General features: G+C 59.5%; 19 protein-coding genes. 14 read left to right on the forward strand and 5 right to left on the reverse strand.

Annotated features, from left to right (window positions below; genetic code table 11):
* Nucleotides 1–104 precede the first annotated feature (104 nt).
* The 4 genes from L8V01_RS06610 to L8V01_RS06625 are packed head-to-tail and all read left to right on the forward strand — an operon-like array spanning nucleotide 105 to nucleotide 3602.
* Nucleotides 105–1109, forward strand: a complete 1005-nt coding sequence (locus L8V01_RS06610) for a carbohydrate ABC transporter permease (protein ID WP_394371644.1) — start codon at nucleotides 105–107, stop codon at nucleotides 1107–1109.
* Nucleotides 1109–1930 carry a carbohydrate ABC transporter permease gene (locus L8V01_RS06615; protein WP_269946331.1) on the forward strand — a complete coding sequence of 274 codons (822 nt, stop codon included), beginning with the start codon at nucleotides 1109–1111 and terminating at the stop codon, nucleotides 1928–1930. Before L8V01_RS06610 ends, L8V01_RS06615 begins: the two co-directional genes overlap by 1 nt.
* On the forward strand, nucleotides 1930–2115 hold the full coding sequence (locus tag L8V01_RS06620; RefSeq protein ID WP_269946332.1) for a hypothetical protein: 186 nt from the start codon (nucleotides 1930–1932) through the stop codon (nucleotides 2113–2115). The genes L8V01_RS06615 and L8V01_RS06620 overlap by 1 nt, the downstream gene beginning before the upstream one ends.
* A complete protein-coding gene (locus tag L8V01_RS06625; protein ID WP_269946333.1) occupies nucleotides 2112–3602 on the forward strand; it encodes an alpha-amylase family protein in 1491 nt (496 codons plus the stop codon). Before L8V01_RS06620 ends, L8V01_RS06625 begins: the two co-directional genes overlap by 4 nt.
* Nucleotides 3603–3714: 112 nt before the next feature.
* Here L8V01_RS06625 and L8V01_RS06630 read toward each other — a convergent pair whose 3' ends face one another.
* The 3 genes from L8V01_RS06630 to L8V01_RS06640 are packed head-to-tail and all read right to left on the reverse strand — an operon-like array spanning nucleotide 3715 to nucleotide 6170.
* Nucleotides 3715–4293, reverse strand: a complete 579-nt coding sequence (locus L8V01_RS06630; protein WP_269946334.1) for a hypothetical protein — start codon at nucleotides 4291–4293, stop codon at nucleotides 3715–3717.
* A gap of 2 nt (nucleotides 4294–4295) precedes the next feature.
* On the reverse strand, nucleotides 4296–4868 hold the full coding sequence (locus L8V01_RS06635) for a hypothetical protein (RefSeq protein WP_269946335.1): 573 nt from the start codon (nucleotides 4866–4868) through the stop codon (nucleotides 4296–4298).
* A gap of 33 nt (nucleotides 4869–4901) precedes the next feature.
* On the reverse strand, nucleotides 4902–6170 hold the full coding sequence (locus L8V01_RS06640) for a hypothetical protein (RefSeq protein ID WP_269946336.1): 1269 nt from the start codon (nucleotides 6168–6170) through the stop codon (nucleotides 4902–4904).
* A gap of 349 nt (nucleotides 6171–6519) precedes the next feature.
* Between L8V01_RS06640 and L8V01_RS06645 the strand changes: the two genes are divergently transcribed.
* From L8V01_RS06645 to L8V01_RS06665, 5 genes are read left to right on the forward strand one after another with little or no spacing between them, the layout of a single operon-like run.
* The gene (locus L8V01_RS06645) at nucleotides 6520–7980 is read left to right on the forward strand and encodes an acyl-CoA carboxylase subunit beta (protein ID WP_269946337.1); all 1461 of its coding nucleotides are present in this window, start codon (nucleotides 6520–6522) and stop codon (nucleotides 7978–7980) included.
* Between the two features lie 8 nt (nucleotides 7981–7988).
* Nucleotides 7989–8198 carry an acyl-CoA carboxylase subunit epsilon gene (locus tag L8V01_RS06650; protein ID WP_269946338.1) on the forward strand — a complete coding sequence of 70 codons (210 nt, stop codon included), beginning with the start codon at nucleotides 7989–7991 and terminating at the stop codon, nucleotides 8196–8198.
* The gene (locus L8V01_RS06655; RefSeq protein WP_269946339.1) at nucleotides 8198–8785 is read left to right on the forward strand and encodes a Maf family protein; all 588 of its coding nucleotides are present in this window, start codon (nucleotides 8198–8200) and stop codon (nucleotides 8783–8785) included. Before L8V01_RS06650 ends, L8V01_RS06655 begins: the two co-directional genes overlap by 1 nt.
* A gap of 31 nt (nucleotides 8786–8816) precedes the next feature.
* Nucleotides 8817–9233: a DUF3151 domain-containing protein gene (locus tag L8V01_RS06660; protein WP_269946340.1), complete on the forward strand. Its 417-nt coding sequence runs from the start codon at nucleotides 8817–8819 to the stop codon at nucleotides 9231–9233.
* A gap of 15 nt (nucleotides 9234–9248) precedes the next feature.
* Nucleotides 9249–9989 carry a hypothetical protein gene (locus L8V01_RS06665; RefSeq protein WP_269946341.1) on the forward strand — a complete coding sequence of 247 codons (741 nt, stop codon included), beginning with the start codon at nucleotides 9249–9251 and terminating at the stop codon, nucleotides 9987–9989.
* 77 nt (nucleotides 9990–10066) lie between these two features.
* Here L8V01_RS06665 and L8V01_RS06670 read toward each other — a convergent pair whose 3' ends face one another.
* Nucleotides 10067–10855 carry a DUF4282 domain-containing protein gene (locus L8V01_RS06670; protein WP_269946342.1) on the reverse strand — a complete coding sequence of 263 codons (789 nt, stop codon included), beginning with the start codon at nucleotides 10853–10855 and terminating at the stop codon, nucleotides 10067–10069.
* Nucleotides 10856–10939: 84 nt separating this feature from the next.
* Nucleotides 10940–12001, reverse strand: coding sequence for a Cj0069 family protein (locus L8V01_RS06675; protein ID WP_269946343.1), 1062 nt, complete (start codon nucleotides 11999–12001; stop codon nucleotides 10940–10942).
* A gap of 247 nt (nucleotides 12002–12248) precedes the next feature.
* Between L8V01_RS06675 and L8V01_RS06680 the strand changes: the two genes are divergently transcribed.
* From L8V01_RS06680 to L8V01_RS06700, 5 genes are all read left to right on the forward strand, one after another.
* Nucleotides 12249–13112 (forward strand): sulfurtransferase, encoded by an 864-nt coding sequence (locus L8V01_RS06680; RefSeq protein WP_269946344.1) that lies wholly within the window; start codon nucleotides 12249–12251, stop codon nucleotides 13110–13112.
* Nucleotides 13113–13267: 155 nt separating this feature from the next.
* Nucleotides 13268–15031, forward strand: a complete 1764-nt coding sequence (locus L8V01_RS06685; protein WP_269946345.1) for an acetyl/propionyl/methylcrotonyl-CoA carboxylase subunit alpha — start codon at nucleotides 13268–13270, stop codon at nucleotides 15029–15031.
* Nucleotides 15032–15054: 23 nt separating this feature from the next.
* Nucleotides 15055–15498: a hypothetical protein gene (locus L8V01_RS06690; protein WP_269946346.1), complete on the forward strand. Its 444-nt coding sequence runs from the start codon at nucleotides 15055–15057 to the stop codon at nucleotides 15496–15498.
* Between the two features lie 39 nt (nucleotides 15499–15537).
* On the forward strand, nucleotides 15538–16119 hold the full coding sequence (locus L8V01_RS06695) for an ABC transporter ATP-binding protein (RefSeq protein WP_269946347.1): 582 nt from the start codon (nucleotides 15538–15540) through the stop codon (nucleotides 16117–16119).
* On the forward strand, nucleotides 16116–17138 hold the full coding sequence (locus L8V01_RS06700; RefSeq protein ID WP_269946348.1) for an ABC transporter permease: 1023 nt from the start codon (nucleotides 16116–16118) through the stop codon (nucleotides 17136–17138). The genes L8V01_RS06695 and L8V01_RS06700 overlap by 4 nt, the downstream gene beginning before the upstream one ends.
* Nucleotides 17139–17218: the final 80 nt, after the last annotated feature.

Genomic DNA, 17218 nt, shown 5'->3' on the forward strand with positions numbered 1-17218 from the left:
GCAGGCGGACACACCGCCGCCTCACCCTTTGTGGTTTTCACTCCCCTAATGGGGATAGAATCTAGCCAATAGACAGCATTTCTTTAACAGAAAGGCGGACCAGCGTGGCTATAGCTTCGCCGACTGCGTCCAAGGGGACGCCGAAAGGGGCGTCGCCAAGAGCGCCGAAGCCCCAGCGCAAGAACTATGGGCGCGTGGCCGGGCTGATTGCCCCAGCGCTCATCGTGCTCGCCGTCATCATCGGCTACCCCATCATCCGCGCTATTTTCCTGTCCTTTCAGGGCAATAGGCAACTCAACCCGCAGACAGGGCTTTTTGAGGAAGGCGGTTTTGCCGGGCTCGAAAACTACCTGTATTGGATCAATAATCGGTGCGTTTCCGGCACCGGCCAAATTTCTGCCTGCCCGCCGGGCGTTATCGCCACCGACTTTTGGCCTGCGGTCAAGATCACGCTCTTTTTCACCATCGTTACCGTGCTTCTAGAGACCATCCTCGGCATGCTGATGGCTCTCATCATGAATGGTGACTACCGTGGCCGCGGCCTCGTGCGCGCGGCGGTTCTTATCCCGTGGGCCATTCCTACGGCCGTTACGGCCAAGCTTTGGCAGTTCATGTTCGCCCCAGATGGCATCGTCAACTCGCTGCTGGGTGCGCACATTGCCTGGACCACGGACCCGTTCTACGCCCGCCTCGCCGTCATCATCGCGGACGTGTGGAAGACTGCACCGTTCATGGCGCTGCTTATCTTGGCCGGCCTGCAGATGATTCCTAAGGACGTTTACGATGCCGCCCGCGTGGACGGTGCCAACCGCATCCAGGCGTTCTTCCGCATCACCCTCCCGCTGGTGCGCCCGGCGCTCATGGTGGCCGTGCTCTTCCGTACGCTGGACGCGCTGCGCATGTATGACCTGCCAGTCATCATGATTTCTAGCTCCTCCAACTCCCCCACAGCGACCATCTCGCAGCTGGTGGTGGAGGATATGCGCCAAGGCAACTTCAATTCCGCCTCCGCGCTGTCCACCCTGATTTTCCTCCTCATCTTCGTCGTCGCCTTTATCCTCATCCGCTTCCTCGGCGCGGATGTCTCCGGCAGGAAGGCAGCTAAATAATGCGTAAATTCGGTCACTACGCCGGCATCGTCTTCATCATGTTCTGGGGCCTAGCGCCCTTCTACTGGATGCTGGTAACCGCGCTGCGGGATCAGCGATTCACCTTCGATACCACCCCGTGGCCCACCCACGTCACGCTGGATAATTTCCGCGATGCCCTGGCTACCGATAAGGGAAACGACTTCCTGGCCGCCCTCGGTAACTCGCTGCTCATCTCCCTTGTTACCACCGCTGTGGCCGTGCTCATCGGCGTCTTTACCGCCTATGCACTCTCCCGCTATGACTTTCCGGGCAAGGGAATCGTGACCGGCATTATCCTCGCCGCCTCCATGTTCCCGGCCATCGCCTTAGTCACTCCACTCTTCCAGCTCTTTGGCAACCTGGAATGGATCGGTACCTACCGCGCGATGATCATCCCCAATATTTCCTTCGCGCTACCGCTTACGGTCTACACGCTGCTGAGCTTTTTCCGCCAGCTTCCCTGGGAACTGGAAGAAGCAGCCCGGGTGGATGGGGCCTCGCGTTCCCAGGCCTTCCGCCTAGTGCTTCTGCCGCTTGCGGCCCCCGCGCTTTTTACCACCGCGATTATCGCCTTTATCACCACGTGGAACGAGTTTATGCTGGCCAAGCAGCTGTCCACCACCGATACCGAGCCAGTAACCGTGGCCATCGCGCGCTTCTCCGGCCCCTCGGCTTTCGAGTACCCCTATGCCGCCACTATGGCCGCTGGCGCGCTGGTGACCATCCCCTTGGTCATTATGGTGCTCGTCTTCCAGCATCGCATCGTCGCCGGTCTCACCGCAGGTGGTGTCAAGGCCTAATGCGGCGAGCCATGCTGTGGGATACCGCGCTGGGCTTTCTAGGTTTCTTTAGCGTCCTCGCGGTTATCCAGGCCGTCCTCAACCTCTTCCACGATTCCCCCGCCGTCTGGCCCGGCCTGGTGGCCGGCGTCCTCTGCCTTCTTACCTATCTGACCTGGCGGGCAAAAAGAAAGGACCTTTCATGAGCTGGTACCACAATGCCGTCTTCTACCAAGCCCTCGTCGGTTCCTTTAAGGCCGACGGCGATAAGGAAGTAGGCACGCTGCGCGGGGTCATCGATAAGCTGGATTACCTCCAGTGGCTCGGTGTGGACTGCCTGTGGCTTTCTCCTTTTTATGCCAGCCCCTTGCGCGATGATGGCTACGATATCGCAGACTACTACTCCATCCACCCAGATTATGGCTCGATGGAAGACTTTGAAGAGCTCATTGCGGAGCTGCACCGCCGCGGCATGCGCATCATGACGGACTTGGCGCTCAACCACACCAGCTCCGATCACCCGTGGTTCCAGGCCTCGCGCACAGATCCCAATGGGCCCTACGGAGATTTCTATGTCTGGGGCGATGACCCGGAGCGCTACCCCGAGATCCGCGTCATTTTCACCGATGTGGAGACTTCCAATTGGACCTGGGATGATAAGCGCGGCCAGTATTACTTCCACCGCTTTTACTCCCACCAGCCGGATTTGAACTACGATAACCCGGCCGTGCAGGAGGAAGTGTTCAAGATCTTGTCCTTCTGGATGGACAAGGGTTTGGACGGCCTGCGCCTCGATGCCATTGCTTATCTCTTTGAGCGCGATGGTTTGGGCGGCGAGTCCTTGCCGGAGACCATCGAGTTTGTGGAAAAGGTTCGCTCCTTCATGGACGCCCACTACCCTGACGCGGTGCTTATCGCAGAGGCCAACCAACCGCCTGCCGAGACTATGCAGTTTTATGGCCAAGGCGAGCGCTTCCATATGGTCTTCAACTTCCCAGTAATGCCGCGGTTGTATCAGGCTTTGGCGCTTGGCGACGCCACCCCAGTCTACTCCATCCTCGATGAACTCCCTTCCCTACCGGATGGCTGTCAGTGGGGCACCTTCCTGCGCAACCACGATGAGCTCACCCTAGAGATGGTGGACGATAGCGTACGAGACCTGATGTACCAGGCCTACCTGCCCGAAGAAGGCATGCGCGCCCACGTGGGCATCGCCCGCAGGCTTATGCCCTTAATGAACGGCGATCGCCGCAAGGTCGAGCTCATGTTCTCACTGCTGATGACCCTGCCAGGCGCGCCATTTATTTACTACGGCGATGAGATTGGCATGCTCGATGACACCACACTCCCGGACCGCTATGCGGTGCGTACCCCAATGCAGTGGGACGATTCCGAGCACGCCGGTTTCAGCAGCAGCGCGCCGTCCCGGCTGCCGGTTGTCGGAGGAACGTCCGTAGCTGCCCAGCTTGATGACGCCACCTCGTTGCTCAACACCGTCCGCTCCATGATTGCGCAGCGCCATGCTCATCCGGATCTCGGTACCGCTCCATGTGAGCCGGTCGAGACAGGCGAAAAGGCTGTCCTTGGCTACCAACGCGGCGATCTGCTGTGCCTGCACAACTTCAGCGATCGGTCCATCGATCTCGGCCCAGTAGAGCTCGGACCGTACGGCTACGCTTGGCTGCCGGCCTAAGCCTTAGCGCGCAGCTGCAGCCCTTTCCCCTCCAGGCTGCACCGCAACGCACAGAGAAAAAGCGCCCCGTCGGTCCTGTGGGACCGAGAGGCGCTCTACTTATGCAGTGGAGTTAGTTCCACTCTGGGGCGTCTTCGAGGCGCAGCTCGGAGTAGCGTGCTTCTGGCACAGAAGCCGAGTATGGCTTGCCCTGGGCTTCCCACTGCTGGTCAGAGTTGCAGCGCACGTCCTGACCATCGGTGTCGAGCATGGTAAAGCCCCACACCAACTTGCCCTGCGAATTCGCAGGCAGGGTGTACGGACCAACCACCTGGTTTAGCTTCCAGTGCTGCTCGCTGACGTAGTTGAAGCCATAGGTCTTGGTCAGTACCTTGGCCAGCTCACCGGTGCCCTCAACGGAGCCGGAGACCTCGATGGTCTGGGTACGGGCCTGGGTGACGGTGTGCTTAACCGGTACTTCCTCAGCGTTGCGATTAGCCACGCTCGTGGCGTCGGTCTGCTTGAACCAGCGGCGCTTTGCGGTGACGTAGGTGCCGTTTTCACCCGGCGTCGAACAATGCGTGCCTGGTTTGTAATCGTCATTCCAGCGTTGGGGCAGCTCAAAGTCCCCACCGAAATCAGCGGCGTGGGCAACAGGAGCGGCCACCAGGCTCAGCGCCGCTAGGGCGCTAGCGATGGGCGTCTTGCTCACGTTTAACCCCAATCGTTGTTATCGCGGGTGGAGACCTCGATATGGCGCTCCTTCGGCAGGGTGGCGGTGAAGGTGCCGCCGTTGGCCTGCCACTTGTGGTCGGAGCCGCACACGGTCTTCTGGCCCTCGAAGTCAGAGACTACCCAGCCGGCACGCAGGACGGCGGTCTTGCCCGGAGCAATGTTGTACGGGCCAACCTGCTCGCCTACCTCGTAGGACTGGCTATCGGTGTAGCTGGAGGAGAAGGTGAAGTTGATAAGGTCCATCAACTTGAAGTCAACGCCGGCGGAAACATTCCAGGTCTTGGTCTTGGTCTCGGTGATGGTACGGGTAACGGGCAGCGGCTCATCATTGTAGTTGGACACGGTCCAAGAGCCAGCGGAACCATCGAAGTAGGTGCGCTTGATGTCAACGGTCTGGCCGGTGTCGCCTGGGTTGGAGCAACGCTCACCGATGGTGGTCGGGTTTGCTGGGCCGAGGTCACGCTGCGGCAGGGCGTTAGCTGCTGGGGCGAAGACGAGGCCGGAGGCTACGGCAAGAGCCGCAGTGGTGGAAGCAATCTTGGACTTGAACATGAAACTTTCTCCTTGCGTAGATGCGGGTGGTGTTTAGTAGATGGTCTGGGTAGGAACCGGCAGGTCACGGAATTCGTCCGGAGTGACGTCCTCGGTGCGGGTGTGGCCGGCCTTATCGGTGATCTTGGCCTCTGCCCAGAAGCCGCTCGGGGCGGAGGTCTGCTTGTAGTTGGAGGTGAGGTCGTACTTTCCGCTCTTACCGCAGTGCACCTCGCGGTAGTTGATGCGGGTCATGGTGGTGCCGTATTCAACGCGTACACGCTCGCCTGGCTTGAGGTCTATGTGCTTGAGCTCGGTGCCAACCGGCATGTAGGCGCGCTTGACGGCGCCTACGGATTCCAGCCAGCCCTTCGGAATATCGCCACGGTTACCCCGCCAGTTGGTGTACGGGGCATGCTCGGCGCCGACAACAAAGTCGGTTACCGGCGCAAACTCGTAGTCGCCCTTGGACCAGTTGAGGAAGTCAGTGGAGTAACCAGCCTTGCGGTAGGTGGGCTTTACAGCGGTGATATCCAACGGGTACCAGGAGCTATCGCCGGCTTCACACTTATCGCCTTCCTTAGGCCAGGATGGATCGCGCTGTATGTCCGCAGACGGCTGCATGATCTCGTCCTTTTTCGGATCAGCGATCTTCTCTAGGCTCGGGCCGGATACAGAGGTGTAGTTACCCTCGATCGGCTTGGAGTTTGCGCCCGGAGAGCGGGAAGGAATTTCCATGGCCAAATCGGAAACGGAGCCATCCGCCTTGATGATATAAGCAAAGGCATAACGCTCGGCGGGGCCTTTACCGCGAATAACGTTGGAGCCTGGGATATTTTCCAAGCGGTCATCGTTGCAGCCCACGAACATGGAGATGAAGTCCTTTTCAATGACACCATATTCGACGCGGAAAGACTCGCCAGGCTTCAGCTTCACAGGGCCAAAGGTTTCTTTATCACGCCAACCGTTGGTCATCTTTAGACCAATATCGGACTTGGCGGTGGTATCCCAACCGGAAGGCAACTTGGCCTTGGAATTGGCCTCAATCTCGTGGTTGGTACCAGTTTCTACCTCGGCGGTATAAGGCACTTCCTGGTTAGTGGTGTTTTTGAACTGCAGGGTGCCGTCGCTCATGTAGCGGCGGCCCGTTTCTGCAAAGCGCCATTCCCGCTCGACATTATCGCCGGCGGCGCTGCAGCTTTTGTAGAGGTTGGAAATGGGATATGCCTGCGGCATCGGGGGAACATCCCCCGCGTGTGCCACTGGCGTGAAGAGAGCCGCTACGGCAAGCGGTGCGAGCAAGCGCAGTCCCTTTTTAATCACCAGAAGACCGTCCTTAATAGATAGTTAAAAATAAGGGGAAACATTCATGAAGACTCAGGTAATCATAAGGCCTTACAGAAAACACCTCAACAGTTGAATGCAAATATTTTTAATGGTTTTACCGCCTTTGAGGTGCGATAATCGGCGCTCACCTGCCCAGTGTCGGTAAATGTTTACAACGGTCACCACCCCCATACTAGGGTGTTCTAGAGTGATGGTGCTCAAGGAATTCCCAGGTTTTATTCCCGTCGACACTTTGGTGGCATTCGCCACACAATCGTTTTCCGCAACGCGACCACGGAGCATTCCATTCCGCATTGAGCGGGGTGCGCTAGTAGTGTGGGGGCCTATGACTGACCTGAAAACCACCGCCGGCAAGATCGAGGACCTGGACGCTAAGCTCGCCGAGTCCCGCGCGCCGCTGGGAGAAGGCGAGCCGGCCGCCCGCACCCGCGTGACGCAGCTGCTCGATGAGGGATCCTTCGTAGAAACGGATGCGCTGGCCCGCCACCGCTCCACAGACTTCGGCCGTGAGCATGACCGTCCCTATACCGATGGCGTGGTTACCGGCTGCGGCACTATCGATGGCCGCCGCGTGTGCGTATTTAGCCAAGACGGAGAGGTCTTCGACGGCACGATGGGTGAGGTTTATGCAGAAAAGCTCACCAAGATTTATGACCTCGCTATCAAAACCGGCGTGCCCATCATCGGCATTTACGAATCCACCGGCCCGCGTGTACAAGAAGGCATCGTCACCATGGCCGGATATGCCCGCCTCATGGCGCGCGTCTCCCAGGCTTCAGGCCTCATCCCGCAGATTTCTGTAGTCGCGGGCAATACCAGCGGCATTGCGGCTTTCGCACCGACGTTTGCCGATGTCCTCGTAGTCACCCAAGGCACCGCCCTTCACCAGGCTGCCAGCCACGTGGCCGGCGCAGAACCAGAAACCTTCGGCGGCTCCGCAGCCCACGCGGAGTCCGGCACCGCTCATTTGGTGGCCAGCGATGATAAGCAGGCCCTGTCCCTCGTGCGCGACGTTCTGGCTTACCTACCTGCCAATAACCGCGCCGAGGCGCCGCGTGTGGAGGCCGGAAGCGTGACGGACTTTGATTTGAACGGCGTCATCCCGGATACCGCCGCACAGGCCTATGACATGAACGACGTCATCAAGGCCGTTGTCGATGAGGGGTCCTTCTTTGAGCTTTCTGCCGAGGCGGCACAAAATATAGTTACCGGCTTTGCGTACATCGATGGTCGCGCCGTCGGCATCGTTGCCAACCAGCCACTAGCGCTGGCCGGCGCGCTGGATTCTGCCGCCGCAGAAAAGGCCGCACGCTTCGTACGCACCTGCGATGCCTTCAACACTCCCATCGTGGAATTCGTGGACTCCCCAGGCTTCGTGCCTACCCCGGAAGAAGAAAAGGCCGGTCTGCTGCGCAGGGCGTCGAAATTTGCTTATGCGCAGGCCGAAGCGAGCGTCGGCAAGCTCACTGTGATCACCCGCAAGGCCATTGGTCCCGCCTACGTATTTATGGGTGCCAAGGACCTCGGCGCGGACTTGGTCTACGCTTGGCCCACCGCGGAAATCGCTGTAACGCAGGCATCGCAGGCGTCCCTGGCCATTTATGGTTCGGAGGAAAAGGAAGAGGAGATGGACGAGCTCTTCTTGCACCCCTACGCCGCAGCGGAGCGCGGACTAGCCGATAATGTTATTGAACCAACGGCAACCCGCCACTACCTGGTAGAGGGACTGCGCCTGCTAGAGCGCAAGGCCGTGGCCCAGGTACCGAAGAAGCACGGAACCGTTTAGGAGGGCATATGTCTGCACCTGAAATTAAGGTAGTAAAGGGCAATCCCACCGAGGACGAACTCGCGGCCCTGCGCACAGTCTTAGCGCAGATGAGTGCAAAGCACTCGGGCGCTACCGGCGAGCGCAATGAATGGGGAAACCCTGCCGAGCGCTTCGAGCGTTTTGGCGCACAGCGCGTCTTTAACCCTTCCGCATTCCATACCGTACGGTACTTCTAATGCGGCTAATTCTTGCCTCCCAATCGCCCTCGCGCGCGTCCATCTTGCGCGGCGCGGGCATGGAACCGGTTTTGGAACCGGCCGATATTGACGAGCGCTCCCTCGAGGCCTCGCTCGCCGGCCGCCCGCCGGCCGACATCGTGGCGGCCCTAGCCACCGCCAAGGCCGAAAAGGTGGCCGAGCGCTACCCCACCGAGCCTGTCATCGGCGGTGATTCCATGCTGCTGCTCGGCGGCGAGCTACAGGGCAAGCCACACACGGAGGAAGCCACCATCGAACGCTGGCACCAGCAGGCTGGCCGCACGGCCGAGCTACTTACCGGCCATTGCCTCATCTTTGGCGAGAAGCACCATGTAGAGACCTCCACCACGACGGTGCATTTCGCGCAGGCCAGCGAGACCGATATCGCCGCCTATGCCCACACCGGCGAGCCGTTGCAGTGCGCCGGTGCCTTCACCTTGGAGGCCATGGGCGGTTGGTTCATCGACCGGATCGAAGGCGATCCCTCCTCAGTTATCGGACTATCCCTGCCGGTGGTGCGCCGCGCGCTGTATTCTTTCGGCCTTAACGTCGCCGATTTCTGGTAGCCGCGCGCCCACGCCGCTACAGTGGGGTGGCATGGAAATGAAAGACATGCTTGCCCCGAAGCCCATTGAGCTGCCAGCCGATCCTGGCGCGGATTCCACCTCGGATCTCGCCTCCGGCATCGTTGCCCACCCCGATTCCCCGCTGCTGTGGGCGCTGCTTGCAGAGCAGGAACTTAAGCAGCAGGAAGGTTCCGAGCCGGCTGCTTTCATTACCTCCTACGCCTACGCGCGCACCGGCTACCACCGCAGCTTGGATCGCCTCCGCGGCAATGGATGGAAGGGGTGGGGCCCTGTCCCCTTCTCCCACGAACCGAACCAGGGTGTGCTGCGCGCCATTGCCGCCCTCGGCCATGCGGCCAAGGCTATCGGCGAGGACGACGAGTACGACCGCATTCGCCAGATGCTTTCCGACGCCGACCCAGACAGCGTCGCTTCCCTCCTCGACTAATCCCGGAGTTTCGCCATGCGTGCCGTAGCACCTTTCCCCTTGCGCCGATCCGCCTCCGCCCTTCTGCTTGCCGCCTCCGTGTCGCTGGCGCTGAGCGCCTGCGGTTCTCAGGAGGAGTCTTCTTCCTCCGAACAGCCGGTCTTTTCCAGCCAAGCACCTGCCGAGAATGAATCGTCCGGAGAGGAAAATGCTGCTTCAGCTGAGATATCTTCCTCGCCAATCTCTACCGAAGAGGACGATAAGGAGACCGCACCGGAGCAGAAAAAGGACAAGGACGACGAGTGCGCCGAGCTGCCCAATGATCCGCGTAAGGTCTACGCCTCTGGCACAGCACCTGGGCGCATGCCCGCCGATGACGGCAGCGACTTCAACTACTGGATTGCCGATATTGAAAACTCCTATGACCCGTGCGCCACGATTAGCTGGATCATCTTCCGCGGCTCAATGGGCGATTTAAATGGCCCGGCAGGCACCGGCGCATCGATTGTTGACGGATTGGCCTTCTATGTCAACGGTGCCCCAGTCAAAGACATGTCCGTCTTCGAAAAGGTAGAGAGCATCACCCCGGTCTCAGATAACGAGGTCGATTTCACGTGGGGAGAGCGCAGTCGCTCCACTGCGGAGGGAATTACCGCCCATCACACCGTGCGCTTGCAGGCACAGGGCGATTCCCTTGAGCCGGTGTCCGGTGAAGTCGAAGAATTCAACAAGATGTGGGTTGATCTTCCCAGCTACCAGCTTGGAACCTACGATTAAGCGGGATTGTATTCCTTGCGTAAAATGACCTGTCCCCACGGCATAAAGTGAGAGGACAGGTCATTTAATGTGCAGCGCTACTTATTTAGTAAATCGCGGGTATTTTGCGCAATCCGTACGTTGGACACCATCATTTCAAGAACCAATCGGATCGAAATAATATAAAAGAAGAAACCGACGGTAGAGGCTACAAAGTTGAAGAAGATGACGAAGAGGCTGAAGCCGGCGCCAGTAGGAATATCAAGCTCATAAGCCATTGAGCCGAGCACCCCGGAGAAAATGAATCCGCCAAGGACATTAGCTAGCCACACCAGCGCACCGATGACCATGGCGATGATGTAAACCACCTGGGCATGCTCAACGGTGATGAACTTGTTGAACTTAAAGTCAAAGAGCCCGCTAAAGAATCCATCTTCCTTGCGAGTTACCTGGCTATTAGCACCGAAGCCCTGTGGCCCTTGCGGGTATTGCCCAAAACCTTGCTGCGTACCCTGCCCATAAATGTTTCCGTTCGAAGTACCAAACTGATCAGATATACCCAGGGAGTTGGGACGGTTAACATTATAGTTTTGCTGCTGTGGACTGTTGAGCTCTCCCTCCTGACTGTTGTTCTCTGCCTGTGCCCGCTGTTGGCTAAGGCCGCTGAAGAAATCTGATTGGGCAGAAGAATCCGCAGCACCGGACACAGATTCAGCACGAGAGCTGGAGCCAGAATCGCCGAACTCTTTGGTCTCATTCACCTCAGGGATGCTGGTGCCCTCTACGTTTTTCGCAGCGTCCTCGGCACGGTGACGCGGAGTTTCGGAAAAATCGCGTGGGGAAAAATCCTTCGGGAAACCGTCGGAATTGAAATCATTATCAGCCATTATGCGGTCCTCAAAATGTTTTAGGGATGGTAGGAAAATGCCCCACGGTCACCCGTGGGGCTACTTGGCAGGATACAGCGTGCGCTAGGCGTTTGCGGCTTGAACGCGACGAATTGCCTCAGCGGCAACCTTTTCTTGGATGCCCATGTCCAGCTCGGAGGTGAAGCCAACGCAGGAGCAGTTGATCTCGCCGAGGACGTAGGTGTCGGTGCCATCCGCGGCGTCGTCAAGCATGAAGTCCGCGGTCCAAATCAGCGGAACGTCCTTGGTATCGCCGAGCTTTTCTGCAATAACCGGACGGGCCTTCTTAAACATTTCCAGCAACTCCGGCCACGATTCCGGCTTATCGTAGGTGTACTTGGCACCAGAGAAGAGCGTGGCGGAGAAGTTATCGCCGCCCTCCGCTGGCTTCTTGTGCACGATGAATACTGGCTCATCGCCCACGAGAAGGATGCGGATTTCGCCTTCCACAATGCGCGGCATGAAGCGCATATCCACCAGCATGCCATTATCGCCCACGATGTACTGATCGCAGAAGTCCATGAAGGCACCCAGCTTATAATCGTGAGTCTGGTTATCTACGGCCTCGGTGCACTTCAGGGCGGTATCGAGCGGGAGTGCGGTGCCTGGCTCAACGGACTGTGCCAGTTCCTCGTCCGCAAGGCGTACACGCCAAATTCCCTCACCCGTGGAGCCACGGTTTTGCTTGAGGACGCGCTCGCCATAGGACAACGAGGTAGGGAAGGTACTGTGTAGCTCTTCCACCTCGTAGTATGCCGCGGTATCGTCCGGCACCAGCGGGGTGTCATTGAGCTTGACCAGGGCATCCTTAGCGCCATAGGCCATCATGTCCGCCGGGGTGGACATGCCAACTAGGCCAGCGTCTGCCAACTTGGTGAGCAATTCGAAATAGCCCTTCTCACCGCCGGGGATATTGCCGGGGTTTACGCGAGAGATATAGGCATCAAAGTTTTCAGAAACGTGGGCGTAGATTTCCTCAGCCTTATCTGGGTGAAAGTAGATGACCTCAGAATCCCAGCCTTGTTCCTTGATCGCGTTGACGATCGGCATGGTGTCCTTACGGTGACCATCTGCGCCCTTATCAGAGCCGCCTTCTACCTCAAATACAACAATCGCCTTGTGCACTAGCAATTCCCTTCTTAGGTGGTGTTCATAGCACGTTGTCGCACCATATCCGGATTTTATCCCAGCTCTTCCTTCCTCGCGCGTCCAACTGCCCCCTCTGTTTAACCCCGCCGGCCAGCAGCCTTCTTCAGTGGCCGGAATTTGTATGTCACACCACAGGAATGATCCCCGAGTGATCATCACGGGAAAAATCGGGTTAAAGTGGTGGGAGCGAATTATTTCCCCCTATAGGAAAGGCAGGCGGACAGTGGCTGACGTTGATCCCTATCCCCCATTTCAGGAATACGCACACCCCGAGCGCCTCGTGTCCGCACCGTGGCTGTCCGCACGCCTAGGCATTAAGGGCCTGCGCGTCATTGAGGTCGATGAAGACTCGCTCCTCTATGACATTGGCCATATCCCCACCGCCACCCGCATAAATTTCCGCACGGAATTGCTCAGCCCGCTCACGCGCGATTTCATCGATGGGGAAGAGTTCACCGCCCTGATGCGCGACAAAGGCATTAATGCCGACGATACGATTGTTCTCTATGGCGATAAGTCCAATTGGTGGGCCGCCTACGCCCTGTGGGTCTTTACCCTCTTTGGGCACAAGGACGTTCGCTTACTCGATGGCGGCCGCGATGCATGGATGGCGGAAGAGCGCGATACGTCCTTTATGGTTCCGGACTTCCCTGCCTCCGATTACCCCGAGGTAACCCGCGATGACTCCGTGCTGCGTGCCTTCGTTGACCAGATTCGCGATACCGACGACACTCTTGTAGATACCCGTTCCCCAGAAGAGTTTGCCGGCGAGGCCACTGAGCACGACCCCAATGGCGATTCCGCGTACGGCACCACCATGCGCCACGGCCATATTCCCGGCGCCATCAACCTCGAGTGGGACCGTTCTAATTATCCCAATTCCTGCTTCCGCTCAGCCGAGGAGCTTAAGGTCAACTACGGGATGTTGGAGCCCGAGTCTACAACTATCCTGTATTCCCACGTGGGCGCGCAGGCCGCGCATACGTGGTTTGTGTTGACGCATCTTTTGGGATTCACAAAGACGCAGGTCTACGATGGTTCGTGGTCTGAGTGGGGCAATATGGTGAAAATGCCGATTGAGCGTTAATTTTTCGGTTTAGCCGTTTGAACCCATGTCCTCCGTGGATGTGGGTTTATTTTTGCCCAAAAACATCCCCACTCGCGTGCGTGAAAATTAACTCATGCTTTTGTATGCAAGAATAGATTGCGTATTTAACCTAGTGTGTTCAGGAGGTTGCTGCCGTGGCAGTAGAAACCAAAAAGATCTCTAAGGTTCTCGTGGCGAACCGCGGTGAGATCGCCGTTCGCGTAATTCGCGCGGCCCGTGACGCTGGCATTGCCTCCGTCGCCGTCTACGCCGAGCCAGACGCCCAGGCGCCTTTCGCCTCGCTTGCCGACGAAGCCTTTGCCCTCGGCGGCACCACATCCGCCGAGTCCTACCTTGTCTTTGACAAGATTCTGGATGCCGCAGAAAAGTCCGGCGCGGATGCCATCCACCCCGGCTATGGCTTCTTGTCTGAGAACGCCGACTTTGCCCAAGCTGTTATCGACGCCGGCCTGACCTGGATTGGTCCCTCCCCCGAGTCCATTCGTGACTTGGGCGATAAGGTCACCGCGCGGCATATCGCCGAGCGCGCCGAAGCGCCTATGGCCCCAGGTACCAAGGATCCGGTAGCCGGCGCAGATGAAGTGCAGTCCTTCGCCATGGAATACGGCTTGCCCGTGGCCATCAAGGCCGCCTTTGGCGGCGGCGGCCGCGGCATGAAGGTGGCCTACTCCGCAGAGGAAATCCCCGAGCTCTTCGAATCCGCCACCCGTGAGGCCACCTCCGCCTTCGGCCGCGGCGAGTGCTTTGTGGAACGCTACCTGGACCGAGCCCGCCACGTCGAGGCCCAGGTACTGGCGGATAAGCACGGCAACGTAGTCGTCGTCGGCACGCGCGATTGCTCCCTGCAGCGCCGCTTCCAAAAGCTGGTGGAGGAGGCCCCGGCTCCCTTCCTCACTGATGAGCAACGCGCCTCCATCCACGAGTCCGCCAAGCGCATCTGCCGCGAGGCCGGCTACTACGGCGCCGGCACCGTGGAATACCTGGTAGGCGCCGATGGCCTCATTTCCTTCCTAGAGGTCAATACCCGCCTGCAGGTGGAGCATCCAGTCTCCGAGGAAACCACCGGCCTCGACCTCGTGCGCGAACAGTTCCGCATTGCTGAGGGCCACGAGCTCTCTTTGAAAGAAGACCCCACCCCGCGCGGCCACGCCTTCGAGTTCCGCATCAACGGTGAGGATGCCGCGGCAAACTTCATGCCGGCCCCCGGCACCATCGTGAAGTACTCCGAGCCAGCCGGTCCGGGCGTGCGCGTGGATTCCGGCGTCGTCCAAGGCTCCGTCATCGGCGGGCAATTCGATTCTATGCTAGCCAAGCTCATTGTCTGGGGCCCAGACCGCGAGACCGCGCTGCGCCGCTCCGCCCGCGCCCTGTCCGAGTACACGGTGGAGGGCCTGCCCACCGTTATCCCGTTCGACCAAGCTGTCGTTGCTGACCCCGCCTTCGCCGCAGAAGACGGCAACTTCGGCGTCTACACCAAGTGGATCGAAGAAGAATGGGATAACCAGCTGCCCGCCCACGATGACTCCACCGATGCAGAGGCCGCCGAGGCGGAGCCTTCCCAAGTGCACACCGTGGAAATCGATGGCCGCCGCATCGAGGTTGCCCTCCCCGCCTCCTTCGGTGCCAAGGGCGCCCCGCGCAAAAAGAAAAAGCGCAAGGGCTCTGGCGCGAAGGCCGCCGTATCCGGCGATGCCGTTACCTCCCCAATGCAGGGCACGGTCATCAAGGTCAACGTCGAAGAAGGCCAAGAGGTTGCCGAGGGCGAGGTTCTCCTCGTACTCGAAGCCATGAAGATGGAAAACCCCGTCAAGGCCCATAAGGCCGGAACCGTTACCGGTCTTGCCGTAGAAGCAGGGGCTTCTACCACCAAGGGCAGCGTGCTGCTGGAAATCAAGTAGCCCGCCCCGCTAGCCTTGGAAGAATGACTGATTCTTCCCTCGGCGTGCGCTTGGCCAAGGAAGAGGACCGCGCCTTTCTTGCGGGCCTCTTCCCTTCTTATATTGCGGACTGGTCCCCCATCGTGGACGGCGGGGTCATCGCCCTTCCCATATCCGCCAATGAGGATCCCACCGTTGCTCCCCGCGGCGCCGCACTCCTGCGCTACTACCCCGCCGCCGACAAGGGCCCAGCTTTCTTGGGCGATCCCTCGGCCCACCCGCTTGACGACGCCACCTGGCTCACCCCCTTCGACCCCGAGGACATTCCCGAGCTCGTCGTTTCCGGCGATTACCCCGCCGCCCACGAGTTGCTTATTGCCAACGCCATCGACCTCGCAGCCGAGCAGACTGCGCCCGGCATTTCTTCTGCCACGGCCTTGCCCGGATTCGAGGAACTCGCACCCGGCAAGTTCTTCCGCCGCTTTTAGCCTGCCAAGAGCAGTTGCCTTACTGCTAACCTAGCCACGATGCTGAAAATAGATGCAACCTACGGACATGCCACCGCGTTAGGGCACCTGAATCGCACCTTTGACGCTAGCCGCGTCTATGGCCTTAAAGGCCCCAATGGTGCCGGTAAATCTACGCTGCTGCAGACTCTCAGCGGCGAGGTTCCTCCGCTGGAGGGCACCGTTTCCATCGACGGCACCGCGCCCGGCAGCGCAGAGGCGGCCGGATCCATCATTTCAGTCGCGGACCCGGTCTTCCTCCCCGACCTCACCGTGGGTGAGCACTTCACCCTCCTTTCACGCCGCACCGGTGTGGACTTCGCCGAGGTCCATGAGCTCTGGGCTATCGACCACGCCATCTTGAATTCCGCAGTTAGCGATCTTTCTTCTGGCCAGCGCCAACGCGTCTACCTCGCGGCCCAGCTCTATCAGCCGGCCAAGGCCCTGCTTATCGACGAACCCGAGCGCCACCTTGACCACACCTGGACCGCCTTCTTGGCCGAGGAGCTGCGCCACCTCGCAGCCGAGGGCCGCTGTATTGTGCTCGCTTCCCACTCTCCGGCCATTTTCGATGCCTGCGACGAGGTGGTGGAGATTTCATGAAGCTTCTGTCCACAGCTTCCTCAGCCATCTATTACGCCTTTATCACGGCGCTCATCGCGAGCGTCAGCGTCTACGCTTGGCACAATGCGGCCGAGGTCTTGCCCTCGCTCGCGCAGCGCACGTCTGCTTCTCTACCCGCCACCGCGACCATTGGTGCCGGGATCGGCTCTCTCGCGCTCATCGTGCTCCTCGAGGCGCTCTACCCGCTGCGTAGCCTTTCGCTCGGCCGTTGGGTCTATGCGGATAGGCCGCGGGGGCGCATGCGGGGCGTCGATAAGCTGTCCATTGCCCAGATCGCCGGCGTGAGCCTCTTAGGCCTAGCCCTGTGTACATCGCTGCACATTCCGCTCTATGTGGCGATAGCCCTCCCCCTGCTGCAGCTTGTCATCGGCTGGCGGTCCTTCAATCTTGCCTCGCTCCTTCGTGCGGGCTGCACTCGTGCCGTCGGCTCGTCTTCCTTTGGGCTACTGGATTCTGAGGTATCGGCCGATGCCATCGCCTCCCAGTCCGCGCGCCCGCGCCCCAGCTCGCGTGTCACGGCGTCGCCCAGTCTCCTCTTTTTCCGGCGCTTGTACCGGCGCTGGTACATCCCGCTCGGCGCGGTCACCGTCATGGGCTTAACCCTTGGGCTAGCACCACAACTTGGCAGCCTTGCGCTCATTGGATTCGCTGCCGCATGGACCATTGTCGGCGCCGCCACCGGCCGCGCCGCATCCTTCGGCCGCATCCTCGATGGAGCCTGGCCCGACTGGGGGCTACCCCTGGCTGCCACCACCGGTGCCGCACTTTTCGGCATGGCCTTCATCGCTGCCATGTGGAAGCTGTCTTTGATCGCGCTTGCAGCGTGTTGTTTGGGTCTTTCCTACGCCGCTTTTAAACGCTCCCGCCCAGCGCGCGTGACCGCGATGAATATCATCGACACCGGTGGCTTCGGCGCCTCCTTCTCCCCCGAGGTCTTTGGCTACTTCATGCGCGGTGGCTACGGCGTTGCGGCAATCGCTGTTGCCCTTTTCCTCTAGTCTCCCCGCCCTTTCGCCCTAGGTATGCCACTGCATTACCCGCGCATACCTGGGGTTCTTTTGATTCCGTTTCAGCTGAA

The organism is Corynebacterium curieae (assembly GCF_027570035.1).
Classification (GTDB): Bacteria; Actinomycetota; Actinomycetes; order Mycobacteriales; family Mycobacteriaceae; genus Corynebacterium; species Corynebacterium curieae.